The sequence below is a fragment of the Koromonas soli genome (genome assembly GCF_059726265.1).
This window is the reverse complement of the sequence record NZ_AP040872.1, coordinates 3,297,434-3,320,473: the sequence shown is the minus strand read 5'-3', so window position 1 is coordinate 3,320,473 and position 23,040 is coordinate 3,297,434. Positions and strand designations below refer to the sequence as shown.

General features: G+C 55.8%; 12 protein-coding genes. 10 read left to right on the top strand and 2 right to left on the bottom strand.

What is annotated here, in order from left to right; genetic code table 11:
- Positions 1-312 precede the first annotated feature (312 nt).
- The 3 genes from rpoB to AC6IY8_RS14330 all read left to right on the top strand — a co-directional run bounded on the left by rpoB (position 313) and on the right by AC6IY8_RS14330 (position 9,764).
- Positions 313-4,794, top strand: a complete 4,482-nt coding sequence (gene rpoB, locus AC6IY8_RS14340) for a DNA-directed RNA polymerase subunit beta (RefSeq protein WP_497775208.1) — start codon at positions 313-315, stop codon at positions 4,792-4,794.
- A gap of 230 nt (positions 4,795-5,024) precedes the next feature.
- Positions 5,025-9,233 (top strand): DNA-directed RNA polymerase subunit beta', encoded by a 4,209-nt coding sequence (gene rpoC / locus AC6IY8_RS14335; protein ID WP_497775207.1) that lies wholly within the window; start codon positions 5,025-5,027, stop codon positions 9,231-9,233.
- 171 nt (positions 9,234-9,404) lie between these two features.
- On the top strand, positions 9,405-9,764 hold the full coding sequence (locus tag AC6IY8_RS14330) for a hypothetical protein (RefSeq protein WP_497775206.1): 360 nt from the start codon (positions 9,405-9,407) through the stop codon (positions 9,762-9,764).
- Between the two features lie 66 nt (positions 9,765-9,830).
- Here the strand turns inward: AC6IY8_RS14330 and uxaC are convergent, their stop codons facing one another.
- Both uxaC and AC6IY8_RS14320 read right to left on the bottom strand, forming a co-directional pair.
- Complete coding sequence (uxaC, locus tag AC6IY8_RS14325) at positions 9,831-11,270, bottom strand: glucuronate isomerase (protein ID WP_497775205.1); 1,440 nt, start codon at positions 11,268-11,270, stop codon at positions 9,831-9,833.
- A gap of 24 nt (positions 11,271-11,294) precedes the next feature.
- The gene (locus AC6IY8_RS14320; RefSeq protein WP_497775204.1) at positions 11,295-12,080 is read right to left on the bottom strand and encodes a FadR/GntR family transcriptional regulator; all 786 of its coding nucleotides are present in this window, start codon (positions 12,078-12,080) and stop codon (positions 11,295-11,297) included.
- A 552-nt stretch (positions 12,081-12,632) separates the two neighbouring features.
- On the opposite strand from AC6IY8_RS14320, the gene AC6IY8_RS14315 reads away from it, so the two are divergent.
- From AC6IY8_RS14315 to AC6IY8_RS14285, 7 genes are all read left to right on the top strand, one after another.
- Positions 12,633-13,970: an MFS transporter gene (locus AC6IY8_RS14315; protein WP_497775203.1), complete on the top strand. Its 1,338-nt coding sequence runs from the start codon at positions 12,633-12,635 to the stop codon at positions 13,968-13,970.
- Between the two features lie 8 nt (positions 13,971-13,978).
- The gene (locus tag AC6IY8_RS14310) at positions 13,979-15,073 is read left to right on the top strand and encodes a PfkB family carbohydrate kinase (RefSeq protein ID WP_497775202.1); all 1,095 of its coding nucleotides are present in this window, start codon (positions 13,979-13,981) and stop codon (positions 15,071-15,073) included.
- A 10-nt stretch (positions 15,074-15,083) separates the two neighbouring features.
- On the top strand, positions 15,084-15,764 hold the full coding sequence (locus tag AC6IY8_RS14305; RefSeq protein WP_497775201.1) for a bifunctional 4-hydroxy-2-oxoglutarate aldolase/2-dehydro-3-deoxy-phosphogluconate aldolase: 681 nt from the start codon (positions 15,084-15,086) through the stop codon (positions 15,762-15,764).
- Between the two features lie 13 nt (positions 15,765-15,777).
- Positions 15,778-17,334: a tagaturonate reductase gene (locus AC6IY8_RS14300; RefSeq protein WP_497775200.1), complete on the top strand. Its 1,557-nt coding sequence runs from the start codon at positions 15,778-15,780 to the stop codon at positions 17,332-17,334.
- An 87-nt stretch (positions 17,335-17,421) separates the two neighbouring features.
- On the top strand, positions 17,422-18,942 hold the full coding sequence (locus AC6IY8_RS14295; RefSeq protein WP_497775199.1) for a UxaA family hydrolase: 1,521 nt from the start codon (positions 17,422-17,424) through the stop codon (positions 18,940-18,942).
- Positions 18,943-19,055: 113 nt separating this feature from the next.
- Positions 19,056-20,801, top strand: coding sequence for a hypothetical protein (locus AC6IY8_RS14290; RefSeq protein ID WP_497775198.1), 1,746 nt, complete (start codon positions 19,056-19,058; stop codon positions 20,799-20,801).
- Positions 20,802-20,867: 66 nt separating this feature from the next.
- Complete coding sequence (locus AC6IY8_RS14285) at positions 20,868-23,027, top strand: glycoside hydrolase family 28 protein (RefSeq protein ID WP_497775197.1); 2,160 nt, start codon at positions 20,868-20,870, stop codon at positions 23,025-23,027.
- Positions 23,028-23,040 lie beyond the last annotated feature (13 nt).

Genomic DNA, 23,040 nt, shown 5'->3' with positions numbered 1-23,040 from the left:
GTTCTTGTGTTTCTGGTGAGCCAGTCTTAGAAAAACCTTGCGCAGCGACCGTGGCGACGATTGTCGCAGAAGGTCTTGCCCACCCGCATCGTCTGTATGTTCATGATGATTTCGTAGTGTCACGACAGCAGTCCAGCTCTGTTTAAAGTTCTTTCGCTGTCCGGTACGCGGCCGGGTGGCGAACATTGTGTGCGAGTTGCCGTGCATGATCCGGCAGCTTGCGAGTGCGAAAAACATTCGCACGAAATGCCTCCGGCGAACGCGGCGCCGGAGCCCGCAAAACAGCGGGTATGGCAATCCTGAGGAGTTCAAATGGCAGAGAAGAAAATCGCCAATCGTAAACGACTCGATTTTTCCAAGATTCCGGCGACCATCCAAATCCCTAACCTGATTGAAGTTCAGAAGCGCAGCTATGATCGCTTCCTGCAGATGGACAAGTTGCCCAGCGAGCGCGATGACGCTGGATTGCAGGCAGTGTTTCAATCTGTGTTTCCGATCACGGATTTTCGCAATGTTTCGCAGCTCGAGTTTGTAGATTTCTCCATCGGCAACTGGGAGTGCAAGTGCGGCCACCTCAAGGGCCTCAATCACCTGCGCACCACTTGCCGTAACTGCGGATCGACGGTCGTCACCGATCCGTTCCATCCTGGCGACGTGCTTTGCACGAAGTGCGGCACCTACAACGCGAACACCCCTGACTTCTGCTCAAAGTGCGGCGACCCGGTTGGCATGCAGTTGAAGTATGACGTGCCCGAGTGCGAAGAGCGCGGCATGACCTACAGCGCTCCGCTGAAGGTCACCATGCGCCTTACGATCTTCGATAAGGACGCGGAGACCGGCAACAAGACGATTCGCGACATCAAGGAGCAGGAAGTCTTCTTCGGCGACATTCCGCTGATGACCGACAACGGCACGTTCATCATCAACGGCACCGAGCGCGTAATCGTTTCGCAGTTGCACCGTTCTCCGGGCGTGTTCTTTGAGACGGCGAACAACCGCACCTACTTCCTCGGCAAGATCATTCCTTATCGCGGATCGTGGGTTGAGTTCGAGTACGATCAGAAGAACATCCTGTACGTCCGCATCGATCGCAAGCGCAAGTTCCTCGGAACGATCTTCCTGCGCGCCCTCGGATTGCGTTCGGATGAAGAAATCCTGCGTACGTTCTACACTGTGGACAAGATCGCGCTCAAGGACAAGAAGTTGTTCTGGACCCTGGAGCCCGGCTCCGAGCGTCCGACCAACCTGCTTGGCATGAAGCTGTCGCACTCGGTCAAGAGCCGTGGTGGCGAAGAGATTGGACACTCCGGCCGCAAGGTGACCGGCAGCGTGCTCAAGAACTTCCACGCCAACCAGATCAGCGAAATCGAGATCGATCTGGGCGACCTGGAAGGTGCCTACACCGCAGCCGATGTCATCGACACCAACACCGGCGAAGTTCTTCTTGAAGCCAACAACGAACTGACGGCCGATAAGCTGGCGAAGATGATTGACGCCGGTGTCACTGAGGTTCACCTGTTCTTCCCGGAACGCGATGACGTGGGCACGGTCATTGCCGGTACGCTGCGCCGCGACTCAGTGAAGACTCCGCAGGAAGCGCTGATCGAAATCTACCGCAAGCTGCGTCCCGGTGATCCGCCGACCCTGGATACGGCCACCGCGCTGTTCCACGGCATGTTCTTCGATCCCCGCAAGTACGATTTCTCGGCTGTGGGCCGATTGAAGTTCAACATCAAGCTGTTTGACAACGAAGATGCGACCGACCGCAAGGTCCGCACGCTGGAGCCGGATGATTTCTACGCCACGATCAGCTACCTGCTGAAGCTGCGCAAGAACGTCGGTTCGGTGGACGACATCGATCACCTCGGCAACCGTCGTGTACGCGCCGTGGGCGAGTTGATGGAGAACCAGTTCCGCATCGGCCTCGTCCGCATGGAGCGCGCCATCAAGGAAAAGATGAGCGTGTACCAGGAGATGTCTACGGCAATGCCGCACGACTTGGTGAATGCCAAGCCGGTCATGGCCGCCATCCGCGAGTTCTTCGGTTCGTCGCAGTTGTCGCAGTTCATGGACCAGACCAATCCGCTGTCGGAAATCACGCACAAGCGTCGTCTTTCCGCACTCGGACCAGGCGGTCTGTCGCGTGAACGCGCGGGCTTTGAAGTTCGCGACGTTCACCCCACGCACTATGGCCGCATCTGCCCGATTGAAACGCCGGAAGGTCCGAACATTGGTCTGATCTCGTCGCTCAGCTGCTATGCGCGCATCAACGACTACGGCTTCATCGAGTCGCCTTACCGCCGCGTCAAGGACGGACGCGTGCTCGATCACGTGACCGTGCTCAACGCCGGTGACAGCGAGTACAAGGTGGGCGATCACCTCGAGAAGGACGAAGTTCTCAAGGTGAACGAAGAGCTGCGCGCAAAGAACAAGAAGGCGGTCGATTATGAACCGTTCTCCTTCTATCTATCGGCTTGGGAAGAAGACAAGTGGACCATCGCGCAGGCGAACGCCGAGCTTGATGAGCGTGGCAACATCGTCACCGACTTGGTGAACGCTCGCAAGCAGGGCAACTTTGTCCTCGTCAGCAAGAACGAAGTGGACTACATCGACGTCAGCCCGAAGCAGTTGGTTTCGGTCGCGGCCTCGCTGGTTCCCTTCCTCGAGCACGACGACGCCAACCGCGCACTGATGGGCGCGAACATGCAACGGCAGTCGGTTCCCTTGCTTCGCGCACAGGCTCCGATTGTCGGCACCGGTATGGAAGGCGTTACGGCGCGTGACTCGGGAGCTGTGATTCTGGCCCGCCGCTCGGGCATCATCGATTCGGTGGACTCCGAGCGCATCATCGTTCGTGTTGAAGGCGAGCATCATCCGATGCAGCTTTCGCGCGAGGTGGGCAGTGACATCTATCAGCTCACGAAGTTCAAGCGCTCCAACCAGAACACCTGTATTAACCAGCGGCCCATCGTGAAGAAGGGCGATCGCGTGGTCAAGGGGCAGGTAATTGCCGACGGTCCTTGCACCGATAACGGCGAGCTGGCGCTGGGACGCAACGTGCTGGTGGCCTTCATGCCATGGCGTGGTTACAACTTCGAAGACGCCATCCTTGTTTCCGAGAAGATGGTTCGCGAAGACTATTACACCTCGGTGCACATCGAGGAGTTTGAAATCGAAGCGCGCGACACCAAGCTGGGGCCGGAAGAAGTCACCCGCGACATCCCCAACGTGAGTGAGAATGCACTGCGCGATCTCGACGAGAGCGGCGTCATCCGCATCGGCGCCAATGTAAAGGCAGGCGACATTCTGGTAGGCAAGGTCACGCCGAAGGGCGAAACCCAGCTTACGCCGGAAGAGAAGCTGCTGCGCGCCATCTTCGGCGAAAAAGCCGGCGATGTTCGCGATGCCTCGCTGACGTGCCCTCCGGGCATCGAAGGCACGGTGGTGGACGTGAAGATCTTCTCGCGCAAGGGCCAGGAAAAGGACGAGCGCGCGAAGGCCATCGAAGCAATGCAGGTGGCACGTCTCGAAAAGAACCTCTCGGACGAAATCCGAATCCTTACCGACGAACGGCTGAAGCGACTGGAAGGATTGCTGGGTGGAAAGACCGTGCAGGCTGACCTGCACGACGAGCGCACGAACAAGCGTCTGTTGACCAAGGACACGGTTCTTGATCGCGAGACGATCGAGCGCATCTCGACCCGCAACCTGAAGCGCATCAAGCTCAACGATAAGGATCCACGTGTAAATGAGCAGATCGATGAAATCGAGGAGATGACCTCGCGCCAGATCGACGTACTGCGCAAGATCATCCGCGAGAAGATCGAAAAGCTTCAGAAGGGCGACGAGTTGCCGCCGGGTGTCATCAAGCTGGTCAAGGTCTATGTTGCCATGAAGCGCAAGCTTTCCGTCGGTGACAAGATGGCCGGACGCCACGGCAACAAGGGTGTCATCGCGCGCATTCTGCCGGAAGAGGATATGCCTTACCTCGAAGACGGAACGCCGATGGAGATCGTGCTGAACCCGCTCGGCGTGCCTTCCCGTATGAACGTCGGACAGATTCTGGAAACGCACCTTGGATGGGCTGGAGCCGAAATCGGCAAGCAGCTTACCGAGCTGCTGGGCCAGTACGGCAACGGCGCTGAGCAGGCCCGCAAGTCGATTCGCGAGCTGTTCACCGGCATGCCGTTCGTTCCGGATTTTGACGGCATTGACGACGAGAAGCTGATCAAGATCGCACGCGATCTACAGGAGCGCTGCTACTTCGCTTCGCCGGTATTCGACGGCTCGAAGGAGTTTGAGATCAAAGCGCTGCTGGAGCGTGCTGGACTGCCGACCTCGGGCAAGACGTACCTGTACGACGGCATGACGGGCGAGCGATTTGAGCAGCCGGTAACGGTCGGTTACATCTACATGCTCAAGCTGTCTCACCTGGTTGACGACAAGATCCACGCGCGTTCCATCGGACCGTACTCGCTCATTACCCAGCAGCCGCTGGGCGGCAAGGCGCAGTTTGGTGGACAGCGTTTCGGCGAAATGGAAGTGTGGGCGCTGGAAGCTTACGGTGCGGCCTACATTCTGCAGGAGCTGTTGACCGCGAAGTCCGACGACGTATATGGCCGTACGAAGATCTACGAGGCCATCGTCAAGGGCGAAGCAGCCATCGAGCCCGGCGTGCCGGAGTCGTTCAACGTGCTGATCCGCGAGTTGCAGGCGCTGTGTCTTGATGTGGAACTGGTGAAGGTGAAGCCGCGTGTTCCGGCTGAGCCTCCTGTTCCTGCGGCGGCCGACTAGCGATTTGGAGGGTGGCACCGGTCGTCAGCCGGTGTCCACCGCTCTCTCGCACTTATGAGTTGAACCTGCAGGCTGCGCTTCCGGCAGCAGGCGGGAAGAAATTGACGGCTCCCAACGAAGTTGGCTCTGACGGCCAACGATTTTGGGATCCGACGACCGGAAGCCGAAGGGCGGCCGCGCAAGGCCGCAAGTCCTGGACGCTAAACCGAACGTCCAGGTGAGGAGGCAATTTGTACCGCTCGAGCCCATTCGATCTCGGAAACAACATTGCGGATTTCGACGCCATCAAGATTCAGCTCGCCTCGCCGGAGAAGATTCGCAGCTGGTCGCACGGTGAAGTAACCAAGCCGGAGACGATCAACTACCGAACCTTCAAGCCGGAGCGCGACGGATTGTTCTGCGCCCGCATCTTTGGCCCGGTCACAGACTGGGAGTGCCTGTGCGGCAAGTACAAGCGCATGAAGCACCGCGGCGTCATCTGCGACAAGTGCGGCGTGGAAGTTACGCTCAGCAAGGTGCGCCGCGAACGACTTGGCCACATTGAGTTGGCTTCGCCCTGCTCGCACGTGTGGTTCTTCAAGGGCCTGCCCAGCCGTATCGGGCACATCCTCGATATCTCGCTCCGCGATCTGGAGTCGGTGCTGTACTTCGAAGCCTACGTGGTGGTCGAAGCCGGCGAAGCTCCGGTAAAGGAACGCGAGATCATCAAGGACGAAGTTAAGTTCCGCGAACTCGACCTGCAGTATCGCGCTACGGGCTTCAAGGCCATGATGGGCGCCGAAGCCATCAAGGAACTGCTGAAGCGCGTGGACGTGGAGACGGCCACGGTGGAGTTGCGCGAAAAGATGCGCACCGAGACCTCGCTGCAGAAGCGGCTGAAATATGCCAAGCGGTTGAAGGTCACCGAGGCATTCCGTAAGAGCGGCAATAAGCCGCAGTGGATGATTCTCGACGTGATCCCGGTCATTCCGCCGGAGTTGCGCCCCTTGGTTCCACTCGACGGTGGCCGCTTCGCGACCTCGGATCTCAATGATCTGTATCGCCGCGTGATCAACCGCAACAACCGTCTCAAGAAGCTGATGGACCTGCACGCCCCCGAAGTCATCGTGCGCAACGAAAAGCGCATGTTGCAGGAGGCGGTGGACGCTCTGTTCGACAACGGCCGCCGTGGCCGCGTACTGCGCGGTGCCAACAACCGTCCGCTAAAGTCGTTGAGCGATACGCTCAAAGGCAAGCAGGGCCGTTTCCGCCAGAACCTGCTCGGCAAGCGCGTTGACTACTCTGGCCGTTCGGTCATCGTGGTCGGCCCGGATCTCAAGCTGCACCAGTGCGGTCTGCCGAAGAAGATGGCTTTGGAACTGTTCAAGCCATTCATTTATCACCGCTTGGAACAGACGGGGCACTGCTCGACCATCAAGCAGGCCAAGGAAATGGTGGAGCAGCAGGAACCGATCGTGTGGGACATCCTGGAAGAGGTCATCAAGGACCATCCGGTCATGTTGAACCGCGCTCCAACCCTGCACCGTTTGGGCATTCAGGCATTTGAGCCGGTGCTGGTCGAGGGCAAGGCCATCAAGATTCACCCGCTGGTCTGCACCGCCTTCAACGCCGACTTTGACGGCGATCAGATGGCCGTTCACATTCCACTGTCGCCGGAAGCGCAGGTCGAAGCCAGCGTCCTCATGCTGGCGTCGCACAATATCCTGTCGCCCGCGTCAGGCCAGCCGATCACCGTTCCTACGCAGGACATGGTGCTCGGTATCTATTACCTGACCAAGGCCAAGGTGGATGCGAAGGGCGAAGGCCGCGCCTTTGCCAATATCGAAGAAGTGCTGCTGGCGCGCGAGGCTGGCGAGGTCGAAACCCTGACCCCGATCCGTCTGCGCTACACGGGCGAAGTGATCGACCTGACGACTGCGTACGACGATCAGGAAATCACGCACACCGAGCCAGTTCACTTTGACCGTCAGTTCGTGAACACCACTGTGGGCCGCGCGATCCTTAACGATCGCCTTCGCGTTGCTGCTTCCGAGATGCCGTACATCAACGGCCTGCTCAAGAAGAAGGGCATCAGCCAACTGGTGAACTTCTGCTACCTCAAGTTCGGTCTTGAGACCACGGTTCGCATGCTCGACGAAGTTAAGCTGTTGGGCTTCCAGTCGGCAACGCGTTCGGGTCTGTCGATCGGCATCGACGACATGGTCATTCCGGATTCGAAGAAGGCCGTGGTAGGCGATGCTCAGAACCAGGTGATTGCCGTTCAGAAGCAGTACCTCGACGGCGCCATTACCCAGGGCGAGCGCTACAACAAGGTGGTCGAAATCTGGTCGGGAATCACCGAAAAGGTGGCAGACGAGATGTTCGGCAACATGCAGAAGCGCGACAAGGCCGGCGTGATCAATCCGATTTACGTCATGGCCGATTCCGGCGCCCGCGGTTCGAAACAGCAGATCCGCCAGCTCTCCGGTATGCGCGGTTTGATGGCCAAGCCTTCTGGTGAAATCATCGAGACCCCGATTACGGCGAACTTCCGCGAAGGTCTCACCGTGTTGCAGTACTTCATCTCGACGCACGGCGCTCGTAAGGGCTTGGCCGATACGGCTCTGAAGACGGCCGACTCGGGCTACCTCACTCGCCGTCTGGTTGACGTCTCGCAGGACGTGATCATTAGCGAGTACGACTGCGGCACGGCCGATGGCATCTACGTCGGGTCGATCGTCGAAGCCGGAGACGTCATCGAAGCGCTGCGCGACCGCATCGTGGGCCGCGTCTCGCTTGAGAAGATCAAGGACTACGAAGGCAACGTCATCGTCGACATCAACCAGGAAATCACCGAGGATCTGGCTGGACAGATTCAGGCAGCAGGCATTGAGCGCGTCAAGATCCGCTCCGTGCTGACCTGCGAATCCAAGCGCGGCGTCTGCGTCAAGTGCTACGGACGCAACCTTGCTTCGGGTCGCCTGGTCGAGTTGGGCGAGGCCGTCGGCGTTATCGCGGCACAGTCCATCGGTGAGCCTGGAACGCAGTTGACCATGCGTACCTTCCACGTCGGTGGTACGGCATCGCGAGTCAGCGAGCAGTCGCGTCAGGAAGCCAAGAACAACGGCACGGTGCGCTTCATCAACCTCCAGACCGTTCGCAGCAAGGACGGCGGACTTGTGGTGATGAACCGCAACGGTTCCATCGTGGTTCTGGGCGACAAGGGGCGCGAAAAGGAACGCTACGCTGTCGTGTACGGCGCTCACCTCAAGGTGAACGAAGGCGACCAGGTGAAGCTCGGACAGACGCTGCTCGAGTGGGATCCTTACACCTTCTCGATCATCACCGAAATCGGCGGTACCGTGGCCTTCAAGGACCTGATCGATGGCACGACGCTGCAGGAAGAAGTGGACGAAGTCACCGGCCTGTCGCGTCATGTTGTGATCGATTCCCCAGATGAAAAGCGCCAGCCGGCGTTGGTCATCAAGGGAGCCAAGGGCAACAAGCGCTACCTGATGCCCTCGCGCGCTCACCTCATGGTGCAGGACGGAGACGAGGTCTCGCCGGGCGATGTGCTGGCAAAGATTCCTCGTGAAACCACGAAGACCAAGGACATCACGGGTGGTCTGCCGCGCGTCGTCGAACTCTTCGAAGCCCGCAAGCCGCGTGAAACCGCGATCATCAGCGAAATCGATGGTGTGGTGAAGTTCGGCGAAGTTTCCAAGGGTCAGCGCAAGGTGTATGTGGTCGCCGACGACGGCACCGAAAAGGAATACTCGGTTCCCCGCGGCATCCACATCAACATGCAGGAAGGCGAACGCATCCGTGCTGGCGAACAGCTCATGGATGGTCCGCTGAACCCGCATGACATTCTTGCCGTGCTCGGCGAAAAGGAACTGCAGGCCTACCTGGTCAATGAAATCCAGGAAGTCTATCGTCTGCAGGGCGTGGCCATCAGCGACAAGCACATCGAAGTCATCGTGCGCCAGATGCTGCGCTGGGTGAAGATCGAGGATGTGGGAGACACGAACTTCCTGCTTGAACAGCAGATCGACAAGTTCCGCTTCCGTGAAGAGAACGAGCGAGTGATCGCCGAAGGCGGCAAGCCGGCCACTGGTCGTGCACTGCTGCTCGGTATCACCAAGGCTTCGCTCTCGACCGACAGCTTCATCTCGGCGGCGTCGTTCCAGGAGACTACCCGCGTGCTCACCGAGGCAGCCATCACTGGCTCCATGGACAGCCTGCGCGGTCTCAAGGAAAACGTCATCGTCGGCCGCCTGATTCCTGCCGGAACCGGCATGGAGTACTACCGCAACGTGCAACTGGCTCCGGAACTCGAAGCCGCTGCCGAAAACGTTCAGGAAGAGATCCGCAAGGAGCAGGAGGAGTTCGAACGCAACCTCGAGCTTATGCGGACCGAAGGCGAGAACGAAGCGGAAGAACTCACCACCGAAAGCTAAACTGCTCGGTTTTATCGAGCAATCGCAACAACTAGGGGCTGCGTCTTCGGACGCGGCCCTTTTCTTTCGAGTGAATTAGCGAGGTCGAATTCTCAGATCAGCGCTGATTGAGCGAACCCGAACTATTCTCTGCCACTCTAATTTTCATGGACACGCAGGAGGGCTTGAGGGATGAAGAAGATTCTGGGCATGTTGTCAGTTGTTGTACTTGGTTCGGGTCTGGCGTTAGCGCAGTCAGGCCGCGATCATAGTCAGAGCAACGATGAGCAGAATAGCCGGGATGCTCAACCCAACATGGAGAATCCGGTTGGAGCGGGACACGATCAGCCCTATGCAGGCCCCGCGGTTCCGAGCGCGAGTTCCGACTCCAGCACTCTGAACAACGATTCCGGTTACGGCCAAAATTCAAACACGAATATCGAAAGCCAGAGTTCAGGCAGGACGCATCCGACGAAGCAGGAGTCGTCCTCCCACGCGGACTCAACTACGACGACCACGGAGACGGATAGCTCGGAAAAAACTCCGAAGTAGATTGCCCAGAAAAAGAGAAAGTCCTCATTGCGGTGAGGACTTTCTGCTGATCCGTGGGCAGGTAAGCTACCGAGCTGTTGCGGTCTCGGCGTTCAGCTTGCCGGTCTCAAGGCCTAGGTAAGCCTGAGCATTGTGGAAACAGATATTTCGTATCATCGCCCCCACGGATTCTTTGTCGTTCGGAAGCTCTCCGCGCTCAATGTCGGTGCCCAGCAGGTTGCAGAGCACTCTTCGGAAATATTCGTGGCGTGGGTAAGACATGAATGAACGCGAGTCTGTTACCATCCCAACAAATTCCGAGAGAAGGCCTACGCTGGACAGTGCGTTCATCTGCCAGCTCATCCCTTCCTTCTGATCGAGGAACCACCAACCGCTGCCGAACTGCATTTTGCCGGCGACCGAGCCATCCTGGAAATTGCCAATCATCGTTGCGAAGGCATAGTTGTCGGCGGGATTCAGGTTATACAGGATCGTCTTGGGTAATGAGTTCTCACTGTCGAGCTGATCGAGATATCTGCGCAGTGTTTCGACTTGCGAGCGATCCGAGATAGAGTCAAAACCCACATCTGGGCCGAGTCGGCGGAACATGCGCGTATTCGTGTTGCGCAGAGCTCCAACATGAAGTTGGCTGACCCAGCCCTTTTCAGCATCGAGCCGTCCAAAGAACAACATCAGGAACGAAGCGAACTGCTCATGTTCGAGAGGAGTTGCGGCCACGCCTGCACGTACCTTGCTGAATATGTCAGCCGCAGTCGATTCGGTGCAGAGTGTCGCGTAACAGGAATCCAACCCGTGGTCGGAAACCCGGGCGCCCATCAGATGAAAATAATCATGCCGCTGCTTGAGCGCATCGAGGAATGCACTGAAGCTTCCGATCTCAACGTTGCTTGCCTCCTCAAGCTTCGCAACCCACGTGTTGAACGCTTCTGGTATTTGAACGGCAAGAGCCTTATCGGGACGAAACGCCGGATACACTTTCGTCTCAATTCCTGCTTCGGAAATCTGCTTGTGGTACAGGAGATCGTCGCTCGGATCGTCGGTGGTGCAAAGGGCCGCAACCTTGAACTTGCGCAGAATGCCCTGTGTGGTTAATTCGTCAGTCGCCAGTTGTGCGTTGGCCCGTTCCCATATCGATTGTGCCGTGTTCTGGTCGAGAAGCTCGGTAATTCCGAAATACCTCTTCAACTCGAGATGCGTCCAGTGGTAGAGCGGATTGCGCAGAGTATGCGGTACGGTCTTCGCCCACGCAAGGAACTTGTCGTAAGGCGCTATGTTTCCCGTGCAGAAGGACTCATCGACTCCGTGTGTGCGCATAGCGCGCCATTTGTAGTGATCGCCTTCAAGCCAAATCTCGAACAAATTTTCGAAGCGACGATTGAGCGCAATGTCCTTGGGCGAGAGGTGGCAGTGGTAGTCCAGAATCGGTTCCTGCTCGGCAAACGAATGGTATAGCAACTTGGAGGTAGGATTATTCAACAAAAAATCTTCATGAATGAAAGCACACATAAGCACTCCAGCAACTACTTGTATTCAGCGATTCTTGCGATCAGGCGCTGCAGGTTCCATGAGTTGCGCCCGGTGCGCGCGGTTCAAGTGGTCCTGCATCGCGTCTCTTGCTTCCTGCGCATTCTGATTGCGAATTGCACGATAGACCCTCTGGTGCATTTCGGCGGATTCCTTCAGGTCGGCAGCTTGCTTAACTGTTGTCTTTCGCACGTCGTACATTGCGGCGACCACCATCCCTGTCAGTGCCGCAAGAATGCGATTGTTAGACGCTGCTGCTACCAATGAATGGAACTTGGCATCGTGCACGAGAAAGGCTTCCGGGCGATCAATTGAGGCGAAAATGCCGGCCAGTTCTTCTGCGAGCAATGCCAATTGCTCGAACGTGGCATTTTCAGCCGCAAGCCCCGCCGCCGCTGTTTCCAAAGCAAGACGCGCCTGAAACATCTCTTCCTTTGTGAATCCACGCAAGGTCGCCATCAACGTCAGGGGACTGGCATCGAGCACGGGAGGGCTATCGATGTTTACAACGTAGGTGCCCGAGCCGCGACGTGCGTCAAGAATGCCCATTGCAACAAGGCTGCGCAATCCGGCCCTGATCGTTGGCCGACTGACTCGTAAATCGGCAGCCAACGTCCGTTCCGCTGGAAGGCGATCTCCCGGCTTCAGTTTTCCGGCATGTATCAGCTCTCGCAGGTAGTTCAACACCTGCTCGGATGCCTGCTTTTCGGATGCCTGTTCGCGCGGTCTTTTTACGACAGCAAGCTTGGTGCCTGGCGCTCTCTTTGGTTTTGTGAATACAGAGGTTCCCATGGTTCGCAAAACTCCGTTCTGCCCTGAACCGCACGACAGACAACTTTTCCCAATTGGTAAAACCACTACGACGTTGGCAGTGAATTATTGCGCGCCAAATTGCAATATGCAACATGTAATTGATGTCTGGTGCTCTCTTCGGTTAGGGGTTAGTGGTATGACCATTGTAGAAACTCCCCTCGTTCGGGCGCTCAGGACCAGGATTACGTTTCCTTGCACGAGCATCATGAACTGCCACGGCGGCGTTCCCGTTTAAAGCATTTCCTGTACTGCACAGCATCGGTGTTTCACAATAACTGACACAAAATACACAAGTTGTTACTCTTGCAGGCTCGGCGAGCTCCAGCGCTTCATCCGGAATATTTTTGTTCCATATAAATAATTTTTATTGACACACGTTGGTAGCTCAAAGTATTACGTATGTGCATACCAAATTGGTCAGACCACACATGGACCCGAAACAAGCAGAGCGTTCGTGTGCAGGAGCTATGGCATTCCTCGATTTGGTGATGGCGAAGGCCCTTTGTAACAACGATTGAGAGGTTTGCAACGATGGCGATTAACAGCGCGAACGCAGCTTTGAATGTCGTAGCGGACGATTGCGGCGGCGCTAAGGGAAATATCGGACGGCATCGCTGGGTAATCTGCGCGATGTTGTTTTTCGCGACCACGATCAATTACATGGATCGTCAGGTACTCGGCATTCTCGCTCCGGTGTTACAAACGAGCCTACATTGGAACGAGATTCAGTATGGATATATCGTCACCGCGTTTGTCGCCGCTTATGCCGGTGGCGTTCTCGCCTTCGGTGCCATTGTTGACAGGATCGGCACACGGGTAGGCTATTCGATCGCGATGGCCATCTGGAGCATCGCCTCCATGGGGCATGCCTTGGCGAGAGGTGCCTTCGGTTTTGGTGTTGCACGCTTTTCGTTAGGACTTGGCGAAGCGGGAAATTTCCCTTCGGCGATCAAGACCGTTGCGGAGTGGTTCCCTCGTAAGGAGCGTGCGTTTGCCACGGGCATTTTCAATTCCGGCAGCAATATCGGCGCCATCATCGCTCCATTGGTCGTGCCTTGGATAGCGGTTCATTACGGTTGGCGTGCGGCCTTCATTATCACCGGCCTTTGCGGGGCTCCATGGATCGTCCTCTGGCTGATGACGTATCGGAAACCGCGGCAGCATCCCCGTCTATCAGCCGCCGAGTTGCAATACATCGAGAGCGATGCGCCGGATCAGGAAGCGAAGATTCCCTGGCTTCAACTCTTGGCACATCGCCAAGCGTGGGCCTTCATTCTCGCCAAGGGGCTGACGGATCCTATCTGGTGGTTCTTCCTTTACTGGTTGCCTAAATTTCTCAACACGCAGCATGGTCTGAGCCTTAGTAAGCTGGGTCCTCCTCTCGTTGTAATTTATCTGTTTTCTGACCTGGGCAGCATCTTTGGCGGGTGGCTGTCTTCGCACTTTCTCAAGATCGGTTGGTCAGTGAATCGTTCACGCAAGACGGCGATGTTGATCTTTGCCTCTACGGTGACGCCTATCGTTCTCGCTGCGCGAATTTCGTCACTCTGGGGTGCGGTTGCCATTATCTCTTTGGCGTGCGCCAGCCATCAGGCTTGGTCGGCAAATATGTACACAGTCGGGTCCGACATGTTCCCCCGACGTGCGGTTGCGTCGATCGTTGGAATGGGGACGTGTGTCGGTGGTATCGCCGGAATGTTTATTGCGACATTCACCGGATTCGTCCTGCAGCTAACTGGTAGCTATCTCCCCATGTTCGTTCTGGTCGGATCTGTATATCTCTTCTCACTGCTGCTGCTTCAGTTGTTGGCTCCAAACCTTGAGCCAGCAGGTATCGACGCGGTGCTGGCAGAAAGTTCTGTTTCTTAGGAGTTTCAATGTCGTTGAACGTGAAAGAAAAGCAAGGATGCCAGTGGGACCAGGTCAGTCTTGGCGAAGTCATGTTGCGATTGGATCCGGGCGATAAGCGCACTTGGACGACGCGGTCCTTTGATGTGTGTGAGGGTGGCGGAGAGTACAACGTCGCTCGCGGCCTCAAGCGTTGCTTTGGGTATGACACAGCTGTAGTTACGGCTCTGGCGGATAACCCAGTAGGTCGGTTGATCGAAGATCTGATGTATCAGGGTGGAGTAGATCAGTCATTTGTACGTTGGGTCGATTATGACGGCGTGGGACGCACGGTACGCAACGGTCTCAATTTCACGGAGCGTGGATTTGGAGTTCGCTCCGCGTTGGGATGTTCCGATAGAGGCAACACGGCCGTCTCCCAATTGAAAGCTGGCAATTTCGACTGGGACAAAATTTTCGGTGAGTATGGCGCAAGATGGTTCCACACCGGCGGCATCTTCTGTGCGCTTTCGGAGACAACTCCCGAGGTCGCTCTTGAAGCAATGAAGGCTGCTCGCCGTCACGGAGTGATTGTTTCCTACGATCTGAACTATCGCGACTCGTTGTGGAAAGCAATCGGTGGGAAAGCAAAGGCGCAGGAAGTCAATCGCGCTATTGCTCCCTATGTCGATGTAATGCTCGGCAATGAAGAAGACTTCTCCGCCTCGCTGGGCTTCGAAGTAGAGGGCGTCGATGAAAACATCGGCGACATCCAGGCTGAAAACTTCAAGGCGATGATCAAGAAAGTCGTTTCGAAGTTCCCCTTCAAGGTGGTTGCAACCACACTTCGCAAGGCCACTACCGCGAGCCGCAATGACTGGGGCGCAATCTGCTACATGAATGGCCAGTTCTACGAGGCCACGAGCCGTCCTGATCTTGAAATCTACGATCGTGTTGGCGGCGGAGATTCCTTTGCCTCGGGCCTGATCCATGGATTCCTTTCCGGCAAAGGGCCTCAGTATGCGGTTGAGTGTGGCGCGGCACATGGAGCCCTGGCGATGACTACGCCGGGCGACACCACAATGGCGACGCTGAAAGAAGTGGAACGAGTTATGAAGGGCGGCACGGCTCGCGTGTTGCGTTAGAGGAGAAGTCATGGAGAAAAATCAGGTCCTTGGAAAAATAGAAGAAACCGGGTTGTTGCCCGTGTTGCGTGCTGAGTCCGCTGAACAAGCGGTCGCGACGGCAGAAGCAATTATCAAGGGCGGCATCTCGACCATGGAAGTCACGATGACTGTGCCAGGAGCAATCGAGGTGATTCGCACTCTGGTCCAGACATACGGAAGTCGGCTCCTCGTCGGTGCAGGAAGCGTCCTCGATCCCGAAACCGCTCGGGCCTGCATGCTTGCAGGGGCGCAGTTCGTTGTCAGCCCGGTGCTCAATCTGAAGACGATCGAGTTGTGCAGGCGATATGGAATTGCAGTGCTCCCCGGAGCGTTGACTCCAACCGAAGTTCTGACCGCGTGGGAGGCCGGTGCCGACATCGTGAAGGTATTCCCGTGCAGTTCCGTGGGAGGCGCGAAGTACCTGAAGGCGCTGCATGGTCCCATGCCTCAGCTCAAGCTAATACCCACCGGGGGTGTTTCGCTCGCAACGGCAGAGGAATTCCTGCGCGCAGGCGCTGTCGCACTCGGAGTGGGCAGCGATCTCGTCGATACGAAAGCAATCGCCCAGGGAAAGCCCGAGGTAATAACGGAAACTGCGTCGAAGTACGTCGCTATCGTGACAAAAGTTCGAGGCGGAAACTCGACCCAAACCATGCACGCCGGAAATTAGCCGAACAGCAGCAATGGCAGAAAAAGAGAGTGATATCGAAATGACTACGAGTTCGGGAATCCTGCCGCCTCTTAGTGCGGAATTGTTAAGTAACGAGGGAAGTCTTGTTCAAACGGTGCCGGCGTCCGGCTTTCCTGAACGAGTTTTGCAATTTGGCGAAGGCAATTTCCTGCGCGGATTTGTCGATTGGATGATCGATGGAATGAACCGGAAAGGGTTGTTCAACGGCAGAGTGGTAGTCGTTCAACCCGTCGCGCAGGGGCTCATTCCTAAGCTGAATCAGCAGGACGGACTGTACACCTTATTGTTGCGTGGTGTTCAGGGCGGCAAGGTTGTCGAGCAACAGCAGGTCATAAGCTGCATAAGTAGAGGCATCGATCTGTATAGCGACTTCGATGCTTATCTGCAATGTGCTCACAATCCTGAGTTGCGCTGGATCGTTTCGAACACGACCGAAGCTGGCATTACATACAATCCGGATGACAGAGCGGCGGATTGTCCTCCCAGCTCTTACCCGGCCAAGCTAACGCGCTTCCTCCTTGAGCGGTACAAGGCATTCCATGGAGACATGGACAAGGGGTTCGTCCTGTTGCCTTGCGAGCTGATCGATCGAAATGGTGCCAACCTGAAGAAAACCTTACTGCAAACCGCAGCCAACTGGCAGTTGGAAGCGGGCTTTGTGGAATGGGTGCAAAAGGCCAATACCTTCACAAACACTCTTGTCGATCGCATCGTCACGGGATACCCGAGAGAAGAAGCCCCAGCACTATGGAAGAAGGCTGGATATCAGGACGATCTTTTCGACTGTGCCGAAGTGTTCCACTTGTGGGTGATCGAAGCTCCCGAGCATGTTGCAAAAGAACTTCCACTCAAGGAAGCGGGATTCAATGTCGTTTGGACGAAGGACATGACTCCTTACCGAGAGCGGAAAGTACGTATCCTCAACGGTGCACACACATGCTCTGTTCTTGCGGCCTTCTTAGCGGGTAAGAATTATGTTGGCGAAATCATGGACGATCCTCTCACTGGTGGGTTCATGAAGAAGGCAATTGCTGAAGAGGTAATTCCAACCCTCAGCCTGCCGAAGCAAGAGCTGGATAAGTTTGCCGACGATGTTTTCGAACGCTTCAGCAATCCTTTCATCAAGCACGCCCTCTTGAGTATCTCGCTCAACTCGGTTTCCAAATATAAGGCGCGTGTGTTGCCTTCGCTGGAGAAGTACGTGGCCGTGAATGGCAAGCTGCCTGCGCGTTTGACGTTTGGGCTCGCGGCGCTGATTGCGTTCTATCGGGGAAGCGAAATTCGGGGTGCCTCTCTGGTCGGACAATGCAACGGAAGCGAATACCTGATTACGGATGACCTTTCAATTCTGAAAAAGTTTGCTGAATTATGGTCCGCATGTGACGGAACACTGGCGTCGCTCACTGTGCTGGCTGAGGCCGTGCTTACACAAACAGAGTGGTGGGGAAAGGACCTTCGGGCGATCTCAGGCCTTTCCTCGGCGATAGCTGAATACCTGTTGATGATCGTGAAAGACGGAATGGCGTCTGCTCTTGCGAAAGTAGGGTAGGGCTTGGTTGTAAGCAGTGGTAGTCGGACTTTTATCACAGTTATTCGAAGCACCCGTACCTAAAGAGCAGGAGTCAACTTTACTTTCATGAACTCTCAAGCAGTCATTCTCCAGATCCACCCGGAAGACAATGTCGCGGTAGCGTTGCGCGGCATTTCTGAAGGCCAGGGTGTGGAAAATATAACGGCAGTTAACAGCATTCCGGCTGGTCACAAAGTCGCCTTGCGAGCCATTCCGGCGGGAACTGCAGTCGTTAAGTATGGATACCCGATCGGCGTTGCTAAGCGGGACATTCATCCAGGAGAGCATGTCCACGTTCATAACGTGGCTAGCTCTCTGGCAGAAAAACTGGAGTGCGGAACGTATGTCTCGCGCACGGATACAAGCGCTGTAGCGCGTAACGGTTCGGGGAAAGTCGTGCCGACCTTCGATGGTTTCCGCAGATCAAATGGAACGGCTGGAATTCGCAATGAAATCTGGATTATCAACACGGTCGCATGTGTCAACCGCGTTGCCACACAGATCGCTGAGCACGCCACCCGAGAATTAGTGCGTGAAGGCAGTGCAGTGGAAGGTATCCATACTTTCAATCACCCATTTGGATGTTCACAGCTTGGAGACGATCTGAAGTACACGCAGCTGCTTCTCTCCGGACTGGCTAAGCATCCGAACGCGGCGGGTGTGCTGGTGGTTGGACTCGGTTGTGAAAACAACCGTATGAAGTCGTTTCTCAAGTATCTAGGAAGTGATGTCAGCGATCGCGTGCGGTACTTCAATGCGCAGGAAGTAACAGACGAACTCGACACAGGAATCAATCTCGTTCACGAGCTTGCGGAATACGCAGGACAGTTTCACAGAGAACCGATTTCCGCTTCGGAGTTGATGCTGGGCATGAAGTGTGGCGGATCTGATGGCCTTTCCGGCATCACCGCCAATCCGCTTGTTGGCCGGGTCGCAAACAAACTCGCAGCATGTGGCGGAACAAGCATTTTGACTGAGGTTCCGGAGATGTTCGGAGCTGAGAGAGTTCTGCTTGATCGCGCAGTGAGCTCAAGCGTCCACGACGGAACAATTCGACTGATCGATAACTTCCGTCAATATTTCCGCCGACACGACGAGCCCATCGACGAGAATCCATCGCCCGGAAATAAAGAAGGTGGCATAACGACTTTGGCCGAGAAGTCGCTCGGCTGCGTCCAGAAAGCAGGCACCTTTGCCATCAAGCAGGTGCTCGATTACGGACAGCAAGCAGCGACAGGCCTGAAGGGGATTGCTCTTCTGAATGGGCCGGGAAATGACGGAGTTTCGGGTTCGGCCTTAAGCGCTGCAGGTGCTCATATGGTCCTCTTCACAACTGGAAGAGGCACGCCCATGGGATTCCCGGTTCCGACGGTGAAGATTTCCACGAACAATGCATTAGCCGAACGCAAGCCCGGGTGGATCGACTTTAGCGCCGGGCCTCTTGCGGACGGAAGCGCGAGCATGGACACGTTGACCGATGAGTTATTCAGTCTCGTGCTTGATGTCGCATCCGGACGCAAGCGCACGAAGAGCGAAATCAATGGATATCGAGAGATAGCGATCTGGAAGGACGGGGTAACGCTGTAAACCTGATTCTGTTTCGACTGTCTCGGCAAGTGTTCAAAGTTCTCGATCGGATTACGTCTTCCAGCAGCAAGGCAGCAACCGACTTTTGGAAACTGAAAAGGCCATACAAACACATGGTGAATCATCAAGTTGTTCGACAACTCTCGCAAGTCGTCAAGCCTTTGACGAATACTCAGTTCAAGAAGGGGACCGCTTTCTGTTGGAAGCCTCTAGTTGGACTGGTGATCTTCTTCACCTTATCTTTTGTCCCTTCAATCGCTGTTGCCCAGACCGCTGCGGATGCGAATTCGGAATCGAGTCAGCTCAAGAAATTTGCAGACACGCTCGGAGCGCTGGAACAGAAGGTCGATGAGCAGCAGAAGGAAATCCAGGAGCTCAAGCTGGATCTGAAGCGCAGATCGGAGCAGCTTGAAAAAGCTAATGAGCAGCTCACGAATAAGACGAGCCAGCAAGCTGCTCCCGCGGTCACGCCGCTGGAGTTGGAAGCCACGAACGCGAGTGTGAAGGAAAGCAAGGCACGGCTGGACGCGCTCGAAAATCCCCTGGCCCTGCGCTATAAGAAGCTGTTGATCATTCCCGGTGGATTCATCGCGGCCGAGAGCGTCTTCCGTACGCACAATGAAAACTCTGACATGGGTAGCAGTCTTGGCGGGGTTCCCTTCGACCGCACGGCCAATGCAAACCTCAGCGAATTTCACGCCAGCGCACGTGCAACGCGTGCGTCCATTGCGATAAAGACAAAGTATCGCAATATCGACCTCACGGGCTTTGGTGAAATTGATTTCTACGGTGTCACTGCAGCTAATGACATCAAGTCCAACAGCTTCTCGCCCCGCCAGCGTCAATTGTGGATTCGTTCCGATTTTAAGAATGGCTGGAGCTTCACCGGTGGTCAGATGTGGAGCTTGATGGTGCGCCATAAGGAAGGAATGTCGACCGGACAGGAAGATAGCGCACCCGGAGATTTGATTGAGGGTTCGTTCATTCTTGGACATGTATGGGAACGGCAGACAGCCTTCCGCGTCACCAAGAATTTCAATAACAAGGTGTGGATTGGTTTCTCGGCCGAGAATCCTGAAACCACCTACAGCTCAACCAATGCACCGGAATACATGTTTGGGCTGAACACCAGTACGAATGCGACTTCACCCTCCAGCGATGTCATTCCTTATGCTGCGGGCGTTGCAAACGGTTTCTCCACGAACCTTGCTCCCGATCTTATTGCAAAGATCAACATCGAACCGGGCTGGGGACATTACGAACTAAAGGGCATCTATCGCTATTTCCGCACTCGCAACAATGGAACCAACTTCAGCGCCTATGGCGCAGGTGTGGGCCTGAGCACCAAGTTTCCGCTGACGAAGAAGCTGGATTTAATCACCGAAGGTCTTGCCGGTGAAGGAATCGGTCGTTATGGATCTGGCGGCGGTCCCGACATCACCTTGCATCCGGATGGAAGTCCGGTTCCTCTCAAACAGCTGCATGTCTCCGCTGGTTTGGAATATCGTCCCAACTGGAGACTCTCCATGTTTGCCTATGAAGGCAACGAGTACTACCAGCGCGCAGCCTATCTGAATTCGAACGGATTGGGCACTGGTTATGGAAGCCCGCTCATCAGCAATCAGGAATGCCAGGTTGAAGTGCCTACGCCGAACCTGCCGACTTGCGTTGGTCAGAACCGCGATCTCAATCAGGTGATTGCCGGCTTCTGGTATCGCTTTATTCGCGGGTCATACGGCACGCTGCAGTACGGAATGAACTATGAGCACCTGCACCGCAATACGTGGCGGGCTGTCGGTGGCGAACCGAAAGGCCGCGACGACATTGTTATGACTTCCATACGTTTTGTGCTGCCCTAACTGCTTCTGATGCTGGCCCTGCGCCGGAGCGCGGGCCAGTTGGCCCCTGGCTACAAGGAGGAACGAATGAAGACATCAGATCAAAAGAAATCGATGGCAAAGGCAGCATTGTTGATTGTGCTGTCATTTGTGATGACTGCGTTGGTGGGATGTGGAGGAACGAGTTATAAAGAGCCTGCTCAGACGGTTCAGGTCGGAACTTCGACTGCTACGGATGCGATGTTGCCGCCCGAGCCGAAGCTGCCCACCGCTGCCCAGGTGTGTACAACGCTTGAGGCTTCAAACTCACTGGTTTCGTTCACGGACGGTTCTTTGCCGCCTGCGGCAGATCCAACAATTGCGGGAGTCGGCGTTGCCGCTAATACTGCCACAACGAACCCCGATCAAGCGCGAATTCAGGCAGCGCTCGATGCGTGCGGCGCAGCGGTAGATGCCGAAGTGGGATCGGCCATCTATCAGGCCGATGCCGCAGCCGTTGTAACCCAGACCGCAGCTCAAACTGCCGCAGGCAACAAGTACACCAACATTTCGGGTGCTTCCGCCGAGGAGTTGTCGAAGCTACAGTATCGGTCGTCAAAGTTTGCAGTGCGCCTGGTTAAGAGCACCAGTGGTAGCGGCAACGCCTTCATCAGTGGGCCTTTGGTTCTGCCATCCGGCGTCACCTTGTGGATTGATAAGGGTGTCACGCTCTACGCATCGCGCGATGTGATGACCTACCTGCCCAGCGCCACCACGTATTGCGGTAACACAGCGGTGAGCTCGAGCAAGGCTGGGAGCTCAAGCAACTGCAGCGCATTCATCTCTGGTACGAACCTGGTCAACTCCGCTGTCATGGGTGAGGGCTCGATCGACGGCAGGGGCTACGCCGAGATCGTTACAACCAACAAGTACTATCCCCTGTTGAAGGCCGACCTGACTTGCTCCAACACTTACGCGTACTACGCCAAGTCCCCGTCTGCTTTCGCGCCCGATGGCACTCCGTGCGACAACGGAGGCACAGTGGTTAATTCCAAATCTACCGCGCGCAATATGACCTGGTGGGATCTGGCCTATCTGGGAAACATGGTCGAGAACGGCACGACCGGTTATAGTTCGCAGTCCGTGCCCCGCTTGATGGTGTACAACTACGCCAAGAATCTCACGTTGTACAAGATCACCTTAAACAACAGTGCGAACTTCCACGTAGTTCCAAGCGGAATCGATGGCCTTATCGTTTGGAACGTCAAAGTACAAACTCCGTCGCTCGCGGCGTATCAGGCTCCGGCGGGCAATGGTAATCCACTTTATACAGGCGCGTTGTTTACCGCCGGCGGAAATGGCATTGAGGGCAACGTAAAGAATACCGACTCTTTCGATCCGGGATCTTCTTCAAAGCTGACCTCAGTCGCGCTTACTACGGGTAGCGGTGGCGCTACCTCTTCCGCAGGAAAGATCGCGTTCGACGGATATCTGAAGAACGCCTACTTTGCTTACAACTACATCAGCAGCGGCGATGATGACATCGCGCTGAAGGGAAGCAATAACCCGAGCGTTTCTGGTTCGGGCCTGCCTGGAATCGATGGAGATCGTGGCGTATTCTCGACCCTTCCTCACGGCATTGTGATCGCACATAACCATATTTATGCAGGACATGGCATTTCAGTCGGTTCGGAGACAAATGCAGGTGTTCGCAATGTGCACGTGTACGACAACAGCTTCAATGGCGGAGAAGAGGGACTGCGCATCAAGTCGGACCAAGCTCGTGGTGGCGAGGTCATGAACATCTACTACGAGAGCATCTGCATGAAGAACCTGGAAAATGCACTGCTGTTCACGCCCTACTACAGCACGAAGGCGGGCAGCGGAGCTATTCCAAACTTTCACGACATTCATCTCAGCAACGTGAGCATTGAAGGCAAGACAGACGTCAAGCTGCAAGGCTTCCAGGCCACGACCAGCAATCCTCAGTACCCGCTGGTGATGACGCTGAACAATGTTGTGACGGATTCACCGACCAGCCTCGGAGTGATCGACTCTGATGCGAATCTGACGCTCTCCGGGTTGGTGAATCTCCCGCTCCTCACTGATGCTGAAAAGAGAGTAGTCGTGACGGGAGTTACTCCGGTTGAATTTCTGGATCCGACTCAGGTGAAACAGAAAGTAGTGGACTGTAGCCAGGCGTATGTTGATTTCCCATCGCTGACCAGTCCTACCGGAAGCAGTTGGCCGATGCCGGTCACCTACTAAATCTAAGCAGATT

Coding starts and splice junctions, on each gene's coding strand:
- AC6IY8_RS14305 (WP_497775201.1), top strand. CDS start 15,084: ATGGAGAAAAATCAGGTCCTTGGAAAAATAGAAGAAACCGGGTTGTTG.
- AC6IY8_RS14310 (WP_497775202.1), top strand. CDS start 13,979: ATGTCGTTGAACGTGAAAGAAAAGCAAGGATGCCAGTGGGACCAGGTC.
- uxaC (WP_497775205.1), bottom strand. CDS start 11,270: ATGTGTGCTTTCATTCATGAAGATTTTTTGTTGAATAATCCTACCTCC.
- AC6IY8_RS14320 (WP_497775204.1), bottom strand. CDS start 12,080: ATGGGAACCTCTGTATTCACAAAACCAAAGAGAGCGCCAGGCACCAAG.
- AC6IY8_RS14290 (WP_497775198.1), top strand. CDS start 19,056: ATGGTGAATCATCAAGTTGTTCGACAACTCTCGCAAGTCGTCAAGCCT.
- AC6IY8_RS14295 (WP_497775199.1), top strand. CDS start 17,422: ATGAACTCTCAAGCAGTCATTCTCCAGATCCACCCGGAAGACAATGTC.
- AC6IY8_RS14330 (WP_497775206.1), top strand. CDS start 9,405: ATGAAGAAGATTCTGGGCATGTTGTCAGTTGTTGTACTTGGTTCGGGT.
- AC6IY8_RS14315 (WP_497775203.1), top strand. CDS start 12,633: ATGGCGATTAACAGCGCGAACGCAGCTTTGAATGTCGTAGCGGACGAT.
- rpoB (WP_497775208.1), top strand. CDS start 313: ATGGCAGAGAAGAAAATCGCCAATCGTAAACGACTCGATTTTTCCAAG.
- AC6IY8_RS14300 (WP_497775200.1), top strand. CDS start 15,778: ATGGCAGAAAAAGAGAGTGATATCGAAATGACTACGAGTTCGGGAATC.
- AC6IY8_RS14285 (WP_497775197.1), top strand. CDS start 20,868: ATGAAGACATCAGATCAAAAGAAATCGATGGCAAAGGCAGCATTGTTG.